Source organism: Mesorhizobium sp. M7A.F.Ce.TU.012.03.2.1, assembly GCF_004006095.1.
Taxonomy (GTDB): Bacteria; Pseudomonadota; Alphaproteobacteria; order Rhizobiales; family Rhizobiaceae; genus Mesorhizobium.
Map to the genome: position 1 here is coordinate 3,815,725 of NZ_CP034779.1, position 17,563 is coordinate 3,833,287.

General features: G+C 64.4%; 22 protein-coding genes. 15 read left to right on the forward strand and 7 right to left on the reverse strand.

Annotation, left to right across the window (positions count from 1 at the left end; translation table 11 throughout):
- Positions 1-5: 5 nt before the first annotated feature.
- From EJ079_RS18570 to arsK, 15 genes are all read left to right on the forward strand, one after another.
- Entirely contained in the window at positions 6-995 is a 990-nt protein-coding gene (locus tag EJ079_RS18570; RefSeq protein ID WP_127809733.1) for an aldo/keto reductase, read from the forward strand.
- Between the two features lie 54 nt (positions 996-1,049).
- Positions 1,050-1,388: a hypothetical protein gene (locus EJ079_RS33925; RefSeq protein WP_245481695.1), complete on the forward strand. Its 339-nt coding sequence runs from the start codon at positions 1,050-1,052 to the stop codon at positions 1,386-1,388.
- Positions 1,358-1,618, forward strand: a complete 261-nt coding sequence (locus EJ079_RS33930; protein WP_245481696.1) for a flavodoxin — start codon at positions 1,358-1,360, stop codon at positions 1,616-1,618. Before EJ079_RS33925 ends, EJ079_RS33930 begins: the two co-directional genes overlap by 31 nt.
- Positions 1,619-1,682: 64 nt before the next feature.
- Positions 1,683-2,423, forward strand: a complete 741-nt coding sequence (locus tag EJ079_RS18580) for an SDR family oxidoreductase (protein WP_127809734.1) — start codon at positions 1,683-1,685, stop codon at positions 2,421-2,423.
- Between the two features lie 211 nt (positions 2,424-2,634).
- Positions 2,635-3,114 (forward strand): GNAT family N-acetyltransferase, encoded by a 480-nt coding sequence (locus EJ079_RS18585; protein ID WP_127809735.1) that lies wholly within the window; start codon positions 2,635-2,637, stop codon positions 3,112-3,114.
- 15 nt (positions 3,115-3,129) lie between these two features.
- Entirely contained in the window at positions 3,130-3,513 is a 384-nt protein-coding gene (locus EJ079_RS18590) for an ACT domain-containing protein (RefSeq protein ID WP_127809736.1), read from the forward strand.
- Between the two features lie 161 nt (positions 3,514-3,674).
- Positions 3,675-5,108 (forward strand): aldehyde dehydrogenase family protein, encoded by a 1,434-nt coding sequence (locus EJ079_RS18595; RefSeq protein ID WP_127398685.1) that lies wholly within the window; start codon positions 3,675-3,677, stop codon positions 5,106-5,108.
- A 372-nt stretch (positions 5,109-5,480) separates the two neighbouring features.
- Entirely contained in the window at positions 5,481-5,903 is a 423-nt protein-coding gene (locus EJ079_RS18605) for an MbcA/ParS/Xre antitoxin family protein (protein ID WP_127271235.1), read from the forward strand.
- A complete protein-coding gene (locus EJ079_RS18610; protein ID WP_127809737.1) occupies positions 5,897-6,595 on the forward strand; it encodes an RES family NAD+ phosphorylase in 699 nt (232 codons plus the stop codon). Before EJ079_RS18605 ends, EJ079_RS18610 begins: the two co-directional genes overlap by 7 nt.
- Before the next feature lie 65 nt (positions 6,596-6,660).
- Entirely contained in the window at positions 6,661-6,993 is a 333-nt protein-coding gene (locus EJ079_RS18615) for a metalloregulator ArsR/SmtB family transcription factor (RefSeq protein ID WP_023809328.1), read from the forward strand.
- 92 nt (positions 6,994-7,085) lie between these two features.
- Entirely contained in the window at positions 7,086-8,150 is a 1,065-nt protein-coding gene (gene arsB / locus EJ079_RS18620) for an ACR3 family arsenite efflux transporter (RefSeq protein WP_164781883.1), read from the forward strand.
- Positions 8,147-8,569: an arsenate reductase (glutaredoxin) gene (arsC, locus tag EJ079_RS18625; protein WP_127399389.1), complete on the forward strand. Its 423-nt coding sequence runs from the start codon at positions 8,147-8,149 to the stop codon at positions 8,567-8,569. Before arsB ends, arsC begins: the two co-directional genes overlap by 4 nt.
- A 63-nt stretch (positions 8,570-8,632) precedes the next feature.
- Positions 8,633-8,953 (forward strand): metalloregulator ArsR/SmtB family transcription factor, encoded by a 321-nt coding sequence (locus EJ079_RS18630; protein WP_127383332.1) that lies wholly within the window; start codon positions 8,633-8,635, stop codon positions 8,951-8,953.
- Between the two features lie 44 nt (positions 8,954-8,997).
- Positions 8,998-10,416 carry an NAD(P)-binding domain-containing protein gene (locus tag EJ079_RS18635; protein ID WP_127809738.1) on the forward strand — a complete coding sequence of 473 codons (1,419 nt, stop codon included), beginning with the start codon at positions 8,998-9,000 and terminating at the stop codon, positions 10,414-10,416.
- The gene (gene arsK / locus EJ079_RS18640; RefSeq protein ID WP_127809739.1) at positions 10,409-11,647 is read left to right on the forward strand and encodes an arsenite efflux MFS transporter ArsK; all 1,239 of its coding nucleotides are present in this window, start codon (positions 10,409-10,411) and stop codon (positions 11,645-11,647) included. Before EJ079_RS18635 ends, arsK begins: the two co-directional genes overlap by 8 nt.
- 7 nt (positions 11,648-11,654) lie before the next feature.
- On the opposite strand, the gene EJ079_RS18645 is transcribed toward arsK, so the two are convergent.
- From EJ079_RS18645 to EJ079_RS18675, 7 genes are all read right to left on the reverse strand, one after another.
- Positions 11,655-12,383 carry an amino acid ABC transporter ATP-binding protein gene (locus tag EJ079_RS18645; protein WP_027160865.1) on the reverse strand — a complete coding sequence of 243 codons (729 nt, stop codon included), beginning with the start codon at positions 12,381-12,383 and terminating at the stop codon, positions 11,655-11,657.
- A gap of 56 nt (positions 12,384-12,439) precedes the next feature.
- On the reverse strand, positions 12,440-13,114 hold the full coding sequence (locus EJ079_RS18650; RefSeq protein ID WP_127272108.1) for an amino acid ABC transporter permease: 675 nt from the start codon (positions 13,112-13,114) through the stop codon (positions 12,440-12,442).
- A complete protein-coding gene (locus tag EJ079_RS18655; RefSeq protein ID WP_127271796.1) occupies positions 13,111-13,782 on the reverse strand; it encodes an amino acid ABC transporter permease in 672 nt (223 codons plus the stop codon). The genes EJ079_RS18650 and EJ079_RS18655 overlap by 4 nt, the downstream gene beginning before the upstream one ends.
- A gap of 142 nt (positions 13,783-13,924) precedes the next feature.
- Entirely contained in the window at positions 13,925-14,713 is a 789-nt protein-coding gene (locus tag EJ079_RS18660) for an ABC transporter substrate-binding protein (RefSeq protein ID WP_127255904.1), read from the reverse strand.
- A gap of 111 nt (positions 14,714-14,824) precedes the next feature.
- Positions 14,825-15,988, reverse strand: coding sequence for a saccharopine dehydrogenase family protein (locus EJ079_RS18665; protein WP_127809740.1), 1,164 nt, complete (start codon positions 15,986-15,988; stop codon positions 14,825-14,827).
- Positions 15,985-16,485 (reverse strand): Lrp/AsnC family transcriptional regulator, encoded by a 501-nt coding sequence (locus EJ079_RS18670; RefSeq protein WP_127271168.1) that lies wholly within the window; start codon positions 16,483-16,485, stop codon positions 15,985-15,987. The genes EJ079_RS18665 and EJ079_RS18670 overlap by 4 nt, the downstream gene beginning before the upstream one ends.
- 132 nt (positions 16,486-16,617) lie before the next feature.
- Positions 16,618-17,490, reverse strand: coding sequence for a LysR substrate-binding domain-containing protein (locus EJ079_RS18675; RefSeq protein WP_127809741.1), 873 nt, complete (start codon positions 17,488-17,490; stop codon positions 16,618-16,620).
- Between the last annotated feature and the right edge of the window lie 73 nt (positions 17,491-17,563).

A 17,563-nucleotide genomic window follows, 5' to 3' on the forward strand; every position in this document is an offset into this window, starting at 1 on the left:
CGACAATGCAGAAGCGCACACTTGGAAACAGCGGTCTCGACGTTTCGGCCATCGGGCTCGGCTGCATGGGGATGAGCCAGTCATACGGGAAGCCGATGGAGACGGCGGATGCAGTCCACCTGATCAGGGCGGCGTTCGAAAGTGGCATCACCTTCTTCGACACCGCGGAGGTCTATGGACCGTTCACGAACGAGGAGGTCGTCGGCGAGGCGCTGCAGCCGATCCGCGACCAGGTGGTGATCGCCACCAAATTCGGCATCGACATCGCCGGGACAGCCGGACATGATGGCATGGACAGCCGGCCGCAGCATATTCGTGACGTCGTCGAGGCCTCGCTCAGGCGGCTGAGGACCGACCACATAGACCTCCTATACCAGCACCGCGTCGATCCGGTCGTGCCGATCGAAGAGGTGGCGGGCGCTGTGAAGGACTTGATTAGCCAAGGCAAGGTGAAGCATTTCGGTCTCTCCGAGGCGGGCGTACGCACGATCCGGCGCGCGCATGCGGTACAGCCGGTCGCCGCGGTCCAGAGCGAATATTCGCTCTGGTGGCGTGAACCGGAAGAGGCGATCCTGCCGGTGCTTGAAGAACTGGGGATCGGCTTCGTGCCCTTCAGCCCGCTGGGCAAGGGGTTCCTCACCGGCGCCATCGATGCCAGCACGACGTTCGACAGCAGCGACTTCCGCAACACCGTGCCGCGTTTTGCAGAAGACGCCCGCAAGGCGAATCAGGCGCTGGTCGACGCGATCGGCGTGATCGCTGCCGAGAAGAGGGCGACATCAGCACAGGTCGCGCTGGCCTGGTTGCTGGCGCAGAAGCCCTGGATCGTTCCGATCCCCGGCACCACCAAGCTCGATCGCCTCGAAGAGAACATCGCGTCGGCCACCATCGCGCTGACGGCGAACGATCTTGCCGACATCGAGAACGCGGTCTCGGCGATTGCCGTACAGGGAGCGCGCTATTCTCCGCAACAGGAAGCAAGGATCGATCGCTAGAGCCATGCGCAGGAGAGCCATATGCGTCAACCGGTCTCAAGACGAGGTGCACTGATGACCATGCTTGCACTGCCTTTGGGCGCCGGATTGAGTCCCGGATCGAGCCGGCCCGCCAGTGCGTCGAGCGCGCGACTGGCGGGCGGCGCCAAAGTGCTGGTGGCCTACTACACCCGCACCGGCAACACGCGGGTCATCGCGGCCCAGATCAGCAGGGCTCTGGGAGCGGATATTTTCGAGATCGCGACCGTCGATCCCTACCCGGAAGACTACAAGCAGCAGGTTGCGGTGGCGGAGCAGCAGCGGGAGCCGGTTTCGAACCGGCGCTGGCCGCCACGGTGCCTGATATCGGAACCTACGAGACGGTGTTCCTCGGATTTCCGATCTGGGGCATGACCGCGCCTTCGGTGATCCGCTCCTTCCTGTCGAAACACGATCTGTCCGGCAAGACCTTGGTGCCGTTCATCACCCATGGCGGCTACGGAACAGGGCAGAGCCTGAAAGTCCTCGCAGATCATGCATCAGGGGCTCGGCTCATCGAGGGTTTTTCCAAGCAGTGCGACCAGGAACGCCAGACGCTTGAAGAGGTCACCGGCTGGCTCGGTCGGGTCGAATTGCCCGGCTGAGCCGCCAACGCGACCGCCCAGGCTGCCGGGGGCAGCGAAGCCAAAGATCAGAAGGAAAAGAATCATGGCCGAGAACATCAGGGACAAAGTCGTCGTCATCACTGGCGCCAGCAGCGGGCTGGGCGAAGCCGCCGCACGGCTTCTGGCCAGGGAGGGCGCGAAACTGGTGCTGGGCGCACGCCGCCTCGACCGGTTGCAGGCGCTGGCCGGCGCGCTTTCACTTGGCGAGGGCGCCATCCTTCAGACCGACGTCACCGATGTCGGCCAGGTCCGGCGTCTGGTCGACCATGCGGTCGAGACGCACGGCCGCGTCGACGTCGTCATCAACAATGCCGGCCTGATGCCGCACTCGCCACTGGAGCGCGGCAAGGTCGAGGACTGGGACCGGATGATCGACGTCAATATCAAGGGCGTGCTCTACGGCATTGCCGCCGCGCTGCCGCACATGAAGACGCAGAAAAGCGGCCACATCATCAACGTCTCGTCGGTCGCCGGCCACAAGGTCGGGCCGGGCGGAGCGGTCTATGCCGCGACCAAGCACGCGGTGCGCATCATCTCGGAAGGTCTGCGCCAGGAAGTGAAACCCTACAACGTCCGCACCACCATCATCTCGCCCGGTGCCGTGGCGACCGAGCTGCCGGACAGCGTCACCGAGGCCGATGTCGCCGAAGGCGTGCGCGCGCTCTACGATCGGGTGGCTATCCCCGCCGATTCCTTCGCCAGGACGGTGGTGTTCGCCATGAGCCAGCCTGACGAGGTTGACATCAACGAAATCCTGTTCAGGCCGACGGCGCAGGAATACTGAAGCCGTTGTAGGTGTCTTGACGCGCCGCGCTTCCTGTTCCAGCTTGGCGCCATGTTCGTCCTCGCGCCCACCAAGCGACGCCGCCCCTGCACAGTGCGGAGCGGCAGACTGATTGCGCGACGACAAAGACCGGCAGGATAGACCCGGTTCGTTCGTTTCCAGCCCCGCCCGCGACACCGCCGGCGGGGTTTTTCATATCTGGAGCACTTTGATGACCAACAATTCTTCCATCCGGCTTCGGCCGGCCGTGCCTGCTGACGCCGCCGCGATCCGGGATATCGTTCGTGCCGCCTATGCCAAATGGGTGCCGGTGATCGGCCGCGAGCCGCTGCCTATGCGCGCCGACTATGACAAGGCCGTTGCCGAGCATCCGTTCGATCTCGCCGTGGAGGATGATCGGATCGTCGGGCTGATCGAAACCGTGCTGGCCGAGGATCACCTGTGGATCGAGAATGTCTGCGTCGCACCGCAGGCGCAGGGCAGGGGGATCGGCCGGCTGCTGCTGGAGCTGGCCGAGCGCAAGGCGATCGAAGCAGGACGTGCCGAGCTTCGCCTGCTGACCAATGGCGCCTTCGAGGCGAATGTGTCGCTCTACAAGAGGCAGGGCTATGTCATCGATAGGGAAGAGCCGTTCATGAACGGTATGACGGTCCACATGAGCAAGAAGCTGGCGGGATCACCGGCGATCTGAGGGAGGGGTTCGACAATGGCCATCTGCGTCAGGCTCAAACAACTCTCAGGGTTTTACGCGGTTGCCCGGCTGGCGGCGGGCGAGACCATCCCCGGTTGGGCGGACGGGCCAGGCTTCGTCAGCATCACAAGGACTGACGACGAGCTTTCGATCGTTTGCCTGCAGGATCGTGTGCCGGATAGTGTCAGGCAGGACGGTGACTGGGTGGCCTTCAAGCTTCAGGGGCCGTTTGCCTTCGACGAAACCGGTATCGTGCTCTCGGTCATCAGGCCGTTGTCGGAAAACGGGCTGGGCATCTTCGTGGTGTCCACTTTCGATGGCGACCATCTGTTGGTGAAAGCGACGGATCAGGCTGCGGCGAGGCGATTTCTGGTCGAGGCCGGGCATATCTTGCTGTAGTCCATCCTCACCAAGCCGGTTGCTGGCCCAACCGGTCTGGCTCAATCACTGCCGCACTGGCTCAACCACTTCGGGGGTTGCGTTTGACAGCGGCGTTTGTGCATCGTTATCTCCAGCCAGATATGACGGCCCGGCGCGACGATGCGGTCAAGGAGAAAACCATGTCACACAATCTGCAGTTCTATATCGATGGCGCGTGGGTCGATCCTGTTGTGCCCAACGCTTTCGATGTCATCGATCCCTCGAATGAGGACGCCTTTGCGCAGATTTCGCTCGGCTCCAAGGCCGATGTCGACAAGGCGGTCGCCGCCGCCAAGCGCGCCTTCAACAGCTTTGGTTTCACCGAGGTTGGCGAGCGGCTCGACCTGTTGAACCGCATCATCGCGGTCTACAAGAAGCGCAGTGGCGATCTTGCCGTCGCTGTGTCACGCGAGATGGGCGCGCCGCGCCAGATGGCGTTGGACAGCCAGGTCGGCATCGGTCTTGCGCATCTGCAGAAGATGGCCGACGTGCTGAAGACTTTCGAATTCCGCCGCGTCAAGGGCAACCATCTCGTGGTCAAGGAGCCGATCGGCGTCGTCGGGCTGATCACGCCGTGGAACTGGCCGCTCAACCAGATCACCTGCAAGGTCGGCCCGGCGCTTGCTGCCGGCTGCACCATGGTGCTGAAGCCCTCCGAGATCGCGCCGCTCGACGCCATCATCTTCGCCGAAATCCTCGACGAGGCCGGCGTGCCGAAGGGCGTCTTCAACCTCGTCAATGGCGACGGTCCGGGTGTCGGCCAGGCGCTGTCCAGCCACCCCGACATCGACATGATGTCGTTCACCGGTTCGACCCGCGCCGGCATCCTGGTGGCCAAGGCCGCCGCCGACACGGTCAAGCGCGTGCATCAGGAGCTTGGCGGCAAGTCGGCCAACATCCTGTTCGGGGATGTCGACCTCGCAAGCGCCGTCAGCAAGGGCGTCGCCGGCTGCTTCAGCAACAGCGGCCAGTCCTGCAACGCGCCGACGCGCATGTTCGTGCCGCGCGACCGTCATGACGAGGCAGCCGGCTATGCCAAGGCGGCTGCGGAAAAGTTCACCGTCGGCCCCGCCGACGCCGCCGGCACCAAGCTCGGCCCGGTCGTCAGCCAGGTCCAGTTCGACAAGATCCAGGACCTGATCCAGGCCGGCATCGATGAAGGTGCGACGCTGGTCGCCGGCGGCCCCGGCCGTCCGGCCGAACTCAACCGCGGCTATTACGTCAGGCCGACGGTGTTCGCCGACGTCACCCACGACATGCGCATCGCGCGCGAGGAGATCTTTGGGCCGGTGCTGGCGATCATGCCTTATGACAGCGTCGACGACGTGGTGAACACCGCCAACGACACCGTCTATGGCCTCGCTTCCTACATCCAGGCCAAGGACATGAAGAAGGCGCGCGAAGTCGCGGCGCGCATGCGCACCGGCAATGTCTACATCAACTATCCCCAGTGGGACGCCGGCCTGCCGTTCGGCGGCTACAAGCAGTCCGGCAATGGCCGCGAATATGCCGAATACGGGCTCGAGGATTTTTTGGAGATCAAGGGCATCGCGGGGTATGAGGCGGCGGAGTAAAATTGGTCAGGGCGCGCCACGATATGTGGCGCGCTGTCCGTCCGGTATCGCCGAGGTCAGCGCCGCCCCTCATTGCCCTGCCGGGCATTTCTCCCCGTATAGTGACGGGGAGAAAGACGCCGTCATGGACGGTTTCGCCAATCTCCAATGTTGCAGAATAGGCGCCAGCGATGCGGCCATCTCCCTTCTCCCCGTCACTATACGGGGAGAAGGTGCCGGCAGGCGGATGAGCGGCGGCGCCGACTTTGGCGATTGGTGGCCTTCACAAGACGGAAGCCGTCATTGGGCCTGAAAGCGATTGGCCCTGCCTTGCTGATCTCCTTGCCAATTGGCAAATACATGTTATATATCTGCCAATAGAGAGGCAACAAAATGCAGCTTCAGTCCATTGTCACGACACCGGCCACGGTTGGCAGCGTCATATCGGATGACGAGGCCGGCGCGCTGGCGCGCACCACGGTCAATCTGTTCAAGGCCTGGAACCTCACCGACCTGGAGGCCTGCATCCTGCTCGGCGGCATGTCGGCGCGGACCTGGGCGCGTTGGAAGACTGGGGCGAAAGAAGGCGGCGTCGGCAGGATCGACCGTGACCTGCGCACCCGCATGGCGCACCTGATGGGCATCCATAAGGGCCTGCGCTATCTGTTCACGGAGCCGGCACGGGGCTACGCCTGGATCCGCAAGCCCAATGCCACCTTCGGCGGCCAGTCGGCCCTCGACCTGATGCTGCGCGGCGAAATCTCCGATCTCTCGGCGATGCGCGAATGGCTCGATGCGGAGCGTGGTGCATGGTGAGTGGACTTGCGGTCAGGCGCCCCGTCGACTGGCACCAGACCTTCCGCATCATCCGCTCCATCCATCCGCCCATCGACCTCTTCGAGGACATTGCCGACCCGCGCGACTGGGAGGCGCTAGCCGCCGTCGAGGCGAAGACCAACCCGCGCATAAGGTTCGAGATCGGCGATCTCGGCAAGGTGTCGGCTGCAAGGCGGGTTTCCGGCCCCGGCGCCAGCTTCGTGATGGCGCCCTTCGTGCACTGTTCGACGCTGCGGCCGGGACGCTTCTCGGATGGCAGCTACGGCATCTACTATGCCGGCGACAGTGAGGATGTCGCTCTGGCCGAGACCATCCACCATCATCAGAAGTTCATGCGCGCCACCAACGAGGGGCCGGGCTGGACGGCGGATTTCCGCGTGCTGATCGGCAGCGTCGACCGCGACCTCGATGACGTCAACGCCGTGCCCGGCGTGCTCGACCCGGACGACTATTCCGCCTCGCAGGCGGAAGGGCGGGCGCTGCGGGCAGCAGACAGCGACGGACTGGTATGGAACAGCGTGCGCATGCCGGGCGGCGGCTGCATCGGCATCTTCTGGCCCGATGTCATTACCATTCCAGTGCAGGGTCGCCACTACAGCTACCATTGGGACGGCGCCCGCGTGGACTTCGTGCGCCAGCACGATACGGGAAAGGTGCTTGCCGTCACATGATGGCGGCGGACACGCTTTACAGATCGCTGGGAAGCCGATATCCATAAATCCAAGGATTCGGATATATGGATAAGAAAAGCACTTTGAACGCGCTGGCCGCACTTGGCCAGGAGACGCGGCTGGATGTCTTCCGGCTGCTCGTGCGTGCCGGTCCGGAAGGCATTCCGGCGGGCGAGATCGCAACGAGGCTGGACACGGTCCAGAACACCATGTCGGCGCATCTGAAGGTGCTCGCCCATGCCGGGCTGATCCGTCCCGAACGCGACGGAAGGACCGTGCGCTATGTCGCCGACATGACCGGCCTGCGCGACCTGCTGGCCTATCTGATGGAAGATTGCTGCAATGGCGCGCCGGAGCTCTGCCGTCCGGTCATCAATGCCGTGACCTGTGACTGCTGAGGGGCTTGTGACTGTCCGCCGCGCGCGTTCGAACAAGGAAAGCCATCATGACCGATCATGCTCTGAACGCAGCTGAGGCGGTGCGGCCCGGCATCGGCTTCGTCGAGAAATATCTGACGGTGTGGGTGGCATTGTGCATCGTCGCGGGCATCGCGCTTGGCCATCTGCTGCCAGGCGTGTTCGGCGCCATCGCGTCGGCCGAGATCGCCAGGGTCAACATTCCTGTCGCCGTGCTGATCTGGCTGATGATCGTGCCGATGCTCTTGCGCGTCGATTTCGCCTCGCTGGCCAGGGTCGGCACCTATTGGCGCGGCATCGGCGTGACGCTGTTCATCAATTGGGCGGTGAAGCCGTTCTCGATGGCGCTGCTGGGCTGGCTCTTTATCGGCTGGCTGTTCCGGCCGTGGCTGCCCGCCGTGCAGATTGATTCCTACATTGCCGGACTGATCATCCTTGCTGCGGCGCCCTGCACGGCGATGGTTTTCGTCTGGTCGAACCTGACGCGCGGCGAGCCGAATTTCACACTTTCGCAAGTAGCGCTCAACGACGCGATCATGATCGTCGCTTTCGCGCCCATCGTCGGCCTGCTGCTCGGCCTGTCGGCGATCACCGTCCCATGGGGCACGCTGATGCTGTCGGTCGCACTCTACATCGTCGCGCCGGTGATCGTCGCGCAGCTGGTTCGTGGCCGGCTGCTGGCAGCGAGGGGACAGGCCGGGCTCGATGCCCTGCTTGCCACGCTGCAGCCCTTGTCGCTGATTGCCTTGCTGGCCACGCTGGTGCTGCTGTTCGGCTTCCAGGGCGAGCAGATCATTGCGCAGCCGCTGGTGATCGTGCTGCTGGCAGTGCCGATCCTGATCCAGGTCTATTTCAACTCCGGTCTTGCCTATCTGCTCAACCGCCTCAGCGGCGAGCGGCACTGCGTGGCTGGACCATCGGCGCTGATCGGCGCGTCGAACTTCTTCGAGCTGGCGGTGGCCGCCGCGATCGCGCTGTTCGGGCTGAATTCGGGCGCGGCCCTTGCCACCGTGGTCGGGGTGCTCATCGAGGTTCCGGTCATGCTGTCGGTGGTGTGGATCGTGAACCGCAGCAAGGGCTGGTACGAGAAGGGCGGCGCCGTCCGGAATACCATGTCGACCGGGAAGGCCTCGAAATGACTATCACCATCTATCACAATCCCGATTGCGGCACGTCGCGCAACACGCTGGCCATCATCCGGCAGTCGGGCGAGGAGCCGGAGGTGATCGAATATCTGAAGACGCCGCCGTCGCGACAAAGGCTGGTCGAACTGATCGCCGCGATGGGCATCATACCGCGAGACCTGCTGCGCGAGAAGGGCACCCCCTATGCCGAACTCGGCCTTGCCGACCCGAAATGGTCCGACGAGCAGATCCTCGATTTCATGCTGGCACATCCGATCCTGATCAACCGGCCGATCGTGGTCAGCCCGCTCGGCGTCGTCCTTGCACGGCCGTCGGAAAAGGTGCTGGACATCCTGCCCAACCCGGAGATCGGCGCGTTCACCAAGGAGGATGGCGAGGTGGTCACAGGCGCCTTGGGCAAACGCGCCGGCTGATGCTATTTCCATAATTTTCGAAATTAAGTTGACGGCGCGAAAAGTGCCGCGTAGTTTATTTCCATGAAACTCGAAAAAGCAGCCGTCCAGCTTGAAGCACTCGGCAATCCGACGCGGCTTCAGCTCTATCGTATCCTGGTGCGCGCCGGTGATGACGGGCTTGCCGTCGGCAGCGTCCAGGAAAAACTGGACATCCCGTCATCGACGCTGTCGCATCACCTCAAGCGGCTGGTCGACACCGGCTTGGTGACGCAGGAGCGGCAGGCGACGACGCTGATCTGCCGCGCCAACTATCCCGGCATGAATGCGCTGATCGGCTATCTCGCCGACGAGTGCTGCGCCGATGCCGCCTGCGCACCCGCCGTCGGCAAAGCACTGGCTTGATTTTTTTGCGCTTATAATTCGAACATACCGGAAGGATGGAACCTATGGACGTGATGGCAAACCTTCCCGTCGCGGTGATCGGCGCCGGCCCGGTCGGACTGGCAGCCGCGGCGCATCTGGTCGAGCGCGGCATCACTCCGCTCGTCCTGGAACGCGGCGAAAGCGTGGGTGCGGCGCTGCTCGAATGGGAACATGTGCGGGTGTTTTCGCCATGGAAATACAACATCGATACGGCGGCGCGAGCGCTGCTCGACCGCTCCGGCTGGACAGCGCCGGACAGCCAGCGCCTGCCGACCGGCGGCGAGATCGTGCGCGATTATCTGGCGCCGCTTAGCCGGCTTCCCGCGATCGCCGCCAATTTGAAGCTCGGCGCCGAGGTCACCGCGATCACCCGTCAGGGGCACGACAAGGTCGCCAATGATGGCCGCAAGGACGCGCCCTTCGTTATCCGCTATCGCGATGCCGGCGGCGAACACCGCGTTCTCGCGCGCGCGGTCATCGACGCGTCCGGAACATGGTGGCGGCCAAATCCGATCGGCGTCGACGGGCTGCCGGTTGCCGGCGAAGGCGAGGCGTCGGCACGCATCGCCTATGGTATTCCCGACGTGGTCGGCAAGGCGAGAGAAGACTATGCGGGCAAGCGCATCCTGGTCATCGGCGGCGGGCACTCGGCCATCAACGTCGCTTTGGCGCTGATGGAGTTGCAGGATGCGGCACCGGGCACCGAAGTCTTCTGGGCGCTGCGCCACGCCAGCATCGAGAGACTGCTCGGCGGCGGGCTGAACGACCAGTTGCCGGAACGCGGCGCGCTTGGATTGGCGGCCAGGCAGGCCATGGCGGATGGCAGGCTGAACATGCTGGCGCCCTTCGCCGCCAACGGCATCGAGAGACAAGGCGAGGGCCTCGTGGTCGACGCCAACCTGGGTGGCAAGCCGTTCAACCTGGTCATCGACCGCATCGTCGTCACCACCGGCTTCAGGCCAGACCTGTCGTTCCTGAGCGAAATCCGCATCGCGCTCGATCCCGCCGTCGAAGCGCCGCCGGCGCTGGCGCCGCTGATCGATCCAAACTTCCACTCATGTGGCACGGTTCCGGCGCATGGCATTGCAGAGCTCGCGCACCCCGAACCGGGCTTCACCATCGTCGGCTCGAAATCCTACGGCCGTGCCCCGACCTTCCTGATGGCGACCGGCTACGAGCAAGTCCGCTCGGTGGTGGCCGATATTGCCGGAGACCATGCCGCGGCCCGCGAAGTCCGGCTGGTGCTGCCGGAGACCGGCGTGTGCAGCGCCGTCGGTGTCGTGACGGCATCGGAAAGCGCCGGCTGCTGCGGCGGGCCTGCGCCCGCCGCTGTCGATGCCTGCTGTGTCAGGGATGCGGACGCCAAGGCAACCGGCGCATCGGGTTGCGGCTGCGCAACCGCGCCAGCCACCGAGACGCGAGAGAATGGCGTCGATGCCTGAACGATCTGTCCTGCGCAAGGCAATCTGGGCGCTTGGGCTGACCCAGATCATCGGCTACGGCACGCTCTATTACAGCTTCTCGATCCTCGCGCCGGCAATGGCTGGGGAGTTCGGGCTCACGGAAGGCTGGGTATTCGGCGCGCTGTCGGCCTCGCTCTTTGCCGGCAGCCTGTTCGCGCCGACTGCCGGGCGGTGGGCCGACCGCTTCGGCGCCGGCCGCATCATGACCGTCGGCTCGGTGGCGGCAGCCGTGGCGCTGGCGCTGTGCGCCGTCGCGCCCGACCGCGTGAGCTTCGTTCTGGCATTGCTGGCAATGGAACTGGCCTCCAGCTTCGTCCTCTACAGCGCTGCCTTCGTCGCGATCGTGCAGATCGGGGTTCCCCGGCCGCAACGCAGCATCACCCATCTGACGCTGATCGCCGGGTTTGCCTCGACCCTGTTCTGGCCACTGACCTCGGCGCTGCATGCGCATCTGACATGGCGCGAGGTCTATTTCTTGTTCGCCGCTCTCAATCTCGGGCTCTGCCTGCCGATCCACGCCTGGCTGATGCGCCTGTCGCGCCGCCACGCAACGGCCAGAAGCCAAGAACGCGAGCCGATCCCTGAAGCGGGCGCGCCGCTCGATCCGCGGCGTGGCCGGGCCGTGTTCCTGTTCATGCTGGCGGGGTTCGCCACCGAGGGCTTCGTGCTGTCGGCGATCCTCATCCACATGGTGCCGCTGACGGCGGCGCTGGGGCTCGGAACCGCAGGCCTCTTCGTCTCGACCCTGTTCGGACCGGCGCAGGTCGCCAGCCGGCTGATCAACATGCTGTTTGGCGGCCGCCTGCAGCAGACGCACCTCGCCGTCATCGCCGCATCGCTGATCACAGCCGGGCTGTGCGCACTGCTGCTGACCACGCCATGGCTGCCCGGCGCCTTCCTGTTCGTGTTGCTGTTCGGCCTCGGCTCCGGCCTCACCAGCATCGTCGGCGGCACCTTGCCGCTCGAACTCTTCGGCCGCGAAGGCTATGGCGCGCGGCTCGGATGGGCGAGCGCTGCCCGTCAGTTCACCTCGGCCTTCGCGCCGTTCGCGCTCGCCTTCATGATGGCGCGGACATCCGTCGCCAATTCCCTGTGGGTCCTGGTGGTCGTCGCCGCGAGCGGCGTCATCGCCTTCCTCGCCATCGTGTTGCTGAGGCGCCGCGGCCGGGTTGCGTTCGCCATTGGCGGCAATCCGGAAGAGGCGGCCTGACCGCGCCTCAATGCCTGAGAATCTTGCTCAGAAAAGCGCGGCTGCGGTCGGTCTTGGGGTGTGAGAAGAACTCGTCCGGCGTGCCGCTTTCGACGATGGCGCCGGCGTCCATGAACACCACGCGCTGGGCTACCTTGCGGGCAAAGCCCATCTCGTGCGTCACCACCATCATGGTCATGCCTTCCTCGGCGACCGCCACCATGACGTCGAGCACTTCGGAAATCATCTCGGGATCGAGCGCCGAGGTCGGCTCGTCGAACAGCATGATCTTGGGCCGCATGCCGAGGCAACGCGCGATCGCCACGCGCTGCTGCTGGCCGCCGGAGAGCTGTGCGGGATAGGCATTGACCTTGTCGGCGAGGCCAACCTTGGCCAGCAATTCGCGGCCTGCTTTTTCAGCCTCGGCGCGCGGGATCTTGCGGACATGGATTGGGGCGAGCGTGACGTTTTCGAGTGCCGTCTTATGCGGGTAGAGGTTGAACGACTGGAAGACGAAGCCGATCTCGGTGCGCAGCTGCGTCATGTTGGTGGCGGGGTCGCCCAGGCGTTGGCCGTCGACGACGAGGTCGCCGTCCTTGATCGCCTCCAGGCCGTTGACGCAGCGGATCAGCGTGCTCTTGCCCGAGCCGCTCGGGCCGCAGACGACGACCACTTCGCGCGGCTCGACGCTGAGCGTGATATCCTTGAGCACATTGAGCGTGCCGAACCATTTGTTGACGCCGCGAAAGTCGATCATGCCGGTTTTGGCAAGACCCGTTTTGGTCATGTTTTCTGGACCTTTGGGGTTGGAAGTCACAACTGCACCTCGCCATGCGCCGCGCCCATGCGCTGCTCCAGCCGGCGGGCCAGCATGATCAGCGGATAGCAAACGATGAAATAGCCGACGCCGACGAGGAAGAAGACCAGCAGGCCGTTGGGCACACGCTGCACCACCAGCCAGCCAACCCGGGTGAGGTCGGTGAGCCCGATCGCTGAGACGACAGAAGAATCCTTGATCAGCAGCACATACTGCCCGACCAGCGGCGGCAGCACGATGCGCATCGCCTGTGGGAGGACCACCTGGCGCATGCGCTGCAAGCGCGACAGGCCGGACGCCAGCGCCGCCTCGACCTGACCTGTCGGCACCGAGCGGATGCCGGCGACGACGATCTCGCAGATGAAGCAGGCGGCGAGGTTGGTCAGCGCGATGATGCCGGCGGTGAAGGCATCGAGTTCGATACCGAACTCAGGCAGGATGAAGAAGATCAGGAAGATCTGCACCAGGAACGGCGTGCCGCGAATCAGGTCGACCCAGGCCCCGATCAAGCCCGAGATCAGCCGGTTGCCGCCGGTCCGCAGGATGCCGAGGCCGAAGCCGAGCAGGGTGCCGAGCACAAGGCTGATCAGTGACAGCATCACGGTCATGCCGAGGCCGCGCAGGGCCAGCGGATAGGAGCCGGCGAGGCTTTGCAGTTGTTGCCAGATCATGTCCGCGCCCCCGCCGTGCCGAGCCAGCGGCTGGAGACGCCAGCCAGTCCTTTCAGTCCGTAATACAGCAGCAAATAGAAAGCAGCGATGGTGAGGAAACCTTCGGCCGGCATGAAGCGGTCGGAGGCGAGCAATTGGCCGGCGCGCGTCAGTTCGGAAACCGAGATCAGCGACAGAAGGGCGGAATCCTTGACCAGCACGATCGCCTGGCCAAGCAGCGGCGGGATCGTCACCTTGAAGGCCTGCGGCAGGACGACCAAGCGCATGCGTTGGACATAGGTCATGCCCGAAGCGACGCTGGCTTCGACCTGGCCGCGCGGGATCGACAGGATGCCGGCGCGAATGATTTCAGCGATATAGGCGCCGCTGTTCAGCGACAGCGCGAGGATGCCGACGACGAGTTCCGGCAGCACGAAGCCGAGCCGGGGCAGGCCGAAATAGAGAAAATAGAGCTGCGCTAGCAAGGGCGTGGCACGCACCGCATCGATATAGGCCTTGGCCGGCACACGAAACAGCCAGCCGCGCTGCAGGTTCATGGCGCACAGCACGATGCCGACGATGAGCGCGCCGACAAAGGACAGCGCCGACAGCCAGACGGTCGTGATCAGGCCCTGTCCGAACAGCGGCAGGTATTCGACGATGGTGCGGAAACTGAAATTTTCGAGCATCGTTGGGTGCAATCCCCAGAGTGCAGGAAGGGCGAGTAGCGAATAGCGAATAGCGAGTAGAGAATTAGGGAGCAGCAAAGCATGGCCGGAACGGCCATTCCCTATTCGCTACTCCCTATTCGCTACTCGCTAATTCAATTCCTCAGTGATCCTTCTTCCAGGCGTCGGAATTGACCCAGTAGTCGAGGTTCTTCTGCAGGCGTCCGTCGATGGTGACCTGGTTGAGGAACAGGTTCATCCAGATCAACAGGTCCGGCTCGTCATAGCGGGTGGCGAAGGCAAGCGGCTCCTTCGACAACAGGTCCGGCATGATGGTGAAGCTGCCGGCCGGATAGGCGGTCGACTGGCCCTTGACCGCCGAGACGTCGTTGACGCCGCAATCGGCCTGGCCGTTGTTGACGGCGTCGAGCAGCAGCGGACCGCCGCCCTTGTAGCTCTTGATGTCCGCATCGGGGAAGGCGTTCTTGGCTTCCTTCTCGCCGGTGGCGCCGAGCAGCACGGCGATCTTAGTGCCCTTGGCCTTGCAGTCCTCGGTGGTCTTGAACTTGCTGTCGGCCTTGGTGAAGACAGTGCTGCCCGTATACATGTAAGGCGTGGTGAAGGCGACCTTCATGCCACGCGCCAGCGTCGGTGTCATGTCGGCGACCAGAAGGTCGGCCTTACCCGACAACAGCGCCGGAATCAGACCATCCCAGTCGAAGTCGAGGAACGTGATTTTCACACCCATTTCCTTGGCCATCAGTTCGGCCAGTTCGACCGAACTGCCGGTGCGTTCGCCGTTGGCGCCAACCAGCGAGAAGGGCGGTCCTTGAGTCTGCACGGCGACGCGCAACTCGCCGCGCTTGGTGATGTCGTCGAGCGTACCGGCACTGGCAGCGGCAGTGAGCCCGGCGAGTGCAAGCCCGGCGATGAAAAGTCTGGCAATCTTCATTTCGGTATTCCTCCTTGTTTTATTGTTCCACGTTGTTTTTCACCCTTTGGGGTGCTTTTTGAGCGGCAGCGCCGTTGCCGACGGCAGCCACCGTTCGAAAATCTTCCTGCCTCAGTCCCGTGCCACCGTCTCGGAAACTGTGATGCCACGCTTGGCCAGTTCATCGAAGAACCTGATGTCGGGCACGTCCAGCAGCGGGTTCAAAAGGCCCGGTCTGGTGATCTCACGCCGCGCGAGCATCTGCGCCACGATGCTGGCGGGATAGCCGACGCCGAGGCTCATGCCGAACAGGCCCGAAGCCAGGTCCCGCTCGATGATCAGGTCCGACGTCACCGTCTTGGCGCGGCCGTCTTCGAGGCCGGAAAAGACATTGCGCATCACGCACAGGTCCTTCTCGCCGGGACCATATTGCAGTTGCGGGCCGAGCAGACGGCCGAGGAATTCGCGCGGGCTGTTGCCGGTGCCGGGCACCTTGTCTTCGGAGAGGAAGCCAAGCTCCTTCAGCGGCGCCCAGAAGGCCGACCATCCCGGCCAGCGCAGCGTGTAGCGGCCGGAGCGGCGCAATCCCTTGGCGGCGTCCAGCATCTCGACATAATGCAGCGCATCGCCATTGGGGAAGGCTTCGAGCTTGCCCAGACCCGCAACCTCGATTTCATGGATGAACGGATTGTCGTGCTGCTGGCCGGCCGGCACCGCGACGCGTTTCCCGTCCTCGATCATCACGCTGTCGCGATTCTGGCTGACCAGGACCATGTCGAAATTCCAGCTCACCTTGTAGCACAGCGGCTTGGCCATCGCCTTCGGCTCGGGGATGCCGCCGCAATAGGAATCGATCGAGGAAATCGAGTCGAACTGCCTGGCGGCGCGCGCGTACAGCACGAGGTCGATGCCGGGGTCGAGCCCGCATTCGGTCATGATCGAGACGCCGGCCTGTTCGGCGGCTGGCGCCAGGTCGGCGATCGACTTGGCGTAATTGGTGGTGACCAGCGGCGTGCGCGTGGCGATCGCGGCCTGCACCGCCTGGCGCATCAGCGGCTGAGGCAACAGGTCGATGACGGCGTCGACATCATCAAGCACAGTGGCCAGCGCCGGGCCGATCGCGCCTTCAGGCACCACGAAGCGCACGCGGGCAAGATCGGTCAGGCCGGCAAGCCGGGCCGGGCCATCCGCCGCGGTATCGACGCAGACGATTTGCTCGACGCCGACGCTGGCGACGAGGTCGGCGATTGCCGCCCGACCTTGCAGGCCGAGGCCGCCTAGTACCGCGATCTTCATGCCGGCTCCTTGCGGTCGTCCGACCAGCAGCCTTCCGGCAGGCTGACCCATTTGTTGCAGGACGCCATGACGACGAAGGTTTCGCTGCGCACGACTTCGCCGGGCTCGCCGGCGCCGGGGATCAGTTCGCTGGTGACGCGGTAGAGATCGGCGACATCACCGGCCACCGTCACGTCGACGATGATGTCGAAGCGCCCGGTGACCACCGAAGCCGAGTTGACGAAGGGCAGTTCGGAAATGCGCTGTGCCAGTTCGCGGGCCCGGCCGCGCCCCTGGGCATTGATGCCGACAATGGCCGAGATCAACTCGGGGCGCTCGGTCAGGTTCAGCAGGCCGACGATCTTGAGCAGGTTGCGGTCGAGCAGGTTGCGCAGCCGCGTGCGCACCGTCGGCACCGAAATCGCCAACATCTCGGCGATGCGGTTGATGCCCGGCTGCGCATCCTGCGACAGCTGTTTGACCAGCCGCCGATCGGTCAGATCGAGATGTTCCCGCAAAGTCCCAGTCTTTCACAAAAGGAAAAAACTTTGGCTATTTTTTTGCCAATGTGTAAACAAGCTACGTCACGGATATTTGAAAAGCAAGGCAATGATTCAGCGCTGCCGGGGATAGGTGGTCGCTGTCGGGGCTCAGACCAGCGCTGCCGCCAACAGTTTTGCCTGTGGCGTCAACTCATCGAAGCGGCGGGCACAGAGGTTCAGCTGGCGCGTCGCCCAGTCGTCGGTCAGCCGCAGGCTTCGCAGCGAGCGTGCCGAGCGGCGCGCGGCACTTTCGGGCACGATGGCGATGCCGGCGCCCTGGGCGACCAGCCGGCAGACATTGTCGAGGCCGGGCACGCGGATGCGGAAGTGCAGATGGCCGCCAAGGCGGGCGGCCTGACGGGTGATGTGCTCCTGCAAGGGATGGCCGGCGCTCAGGCCGACAAAGGCTTCGCCGAGCAGGTCGCCGAGGTTGGTCGTATTGCCTTCGAGGTCGGGCCAGTCTCGCGCGGCGATCACCATGAGCCTGTCGATGAAGAACGGCTTCTGCTCCAGATGCGAAAGGCCGGCCCAGGTCGCGGCGATGCCGAGATCGGCGGCACCGCTTGCCACCGCCTCTGCGATCTCGTGGCTGGGGCGCTCGTCGAGGTCGATGTCGATGCCGGGATGCGCGACGAGGAAGGCCGGCAGCATGTCGCGCAGCAGCGCGCTGGTGGCGGCCGTGTTGGCCATCAGCCGCACGCGGGCGCGCAAGCCCGTGGCATAGGCGCCGAGGTCGCCGGTCATCGCCTCGATCTGGTTCTGCACCGCCCGCGCATGGTGCAGCAGCGCCTGCCCGGCGGCCGTCGGCACCACGCCGCGCCGCCGCCGCTCTAAAAGCGGCGCGCCGAGGCTTTCCTCCATGCCCTTGATGCGGGCGCTGGCGGAGGCGAGCGCCAGCCCCGCAAGTTCGGCACCATGGGTGATGCTGCCGCGCTCGGCGACCAGCAGGAACAGCCGGAGATCGGTAAGATCGAAGCGCATCTTTCTTCTCCTGCAGGGTTTCAGCCTTCGGCGTAGGCGAAGGCTGACGGCGTAACTTCCACATTGTGGGCGG